The 715-nt window shown below is 61.5% G+C and carries 1 protein-coding gene; it reads left to right on the top strand.

All coding sequences use genetic code 11. From position 1 onward, the window contains the following. A partial coding sequence (locus RG2_RS31200) for an isopeptide-forming domain-containing fimbrial protein (protein ID WP_139278905.1) occupies nucleotides 1-715 on the top strand: 715 nt, incomplete at both ends.

Genomic DNA, 715 nt, shown 5'->3' with positions numbered 1-715 from the left:
CACTTCGATGATCTGCGTGGTCTGCTCGACGATGCTGATCTGGTTGCGGGCAGCTTGACTGCTGATGCTCCGTTGACTGCTGCGATGGTCGGTGCGGATGGTTTCTCGGTGACGGGAACTCTTGCGGCCGGCGAGAGCAAGACGGTGACGTACACCGTCACGGTCAAGGCTGATGCCGATCGCGTTGCGGCGAATGCCGACAACACGGTGCTCAACTTCGTTGTTCCGGGTACGACTCCTCCGGTTGATCCTCCGGAGGTGTGTGATCCGGCGACTCAGCTGTGCACCGAGCATCCGGTGAAGGTTCCGGGGTTCACGGTCGCGAAGACTGCGGATCCGGTGTCGGGTACGAATGTTGCTGCTGGTCAGACGATCACGTACTCGGTGACGGGTGCGAACACGGGTAACACGACCCTTGATCCGGTGGTGTTGACCGATGATCTGTCGAAGGTTCTCGACAACGCGACGCTCGTGGCCGGTTCGCTGAAGGCGACTGTTGACGGTGTCGACGCGACTGCTCCGACCCTCGAGGGCACCACGCTCTCGTGGACGGGTGCACTCGAAGCGGGTAAGTCGGTTGTTCTGACCTACCAGGTGAAGATCAACGACGGTGTTGCCGGCGGCGTTCTGATCAACAACAAGGTCACCGGTACTGCGAAGCCGCCGACCGGTCCGGAGATCACTCCTCCGCCGGTGACGACCGAGCATCCGGTGG

Origin of the sequence: Rhodococcus globerulus NBRC 14531 (genome assembly GCF_001894805.1) — a bacterium.
In the GTDB taxonomy this organism is placed as follows: Bacteria; Actinomycetota; Actinomycetes; order Mycobacteriales; family Mycobacteriaceae; genus Rhodococcus_F; species Rhodococcus_F globerula.
The sequence above is the reverse complement of the archived record's forward strand: the minus strand, read 5'-3'. Positions and strand labels throughout refer to the sequence as shown.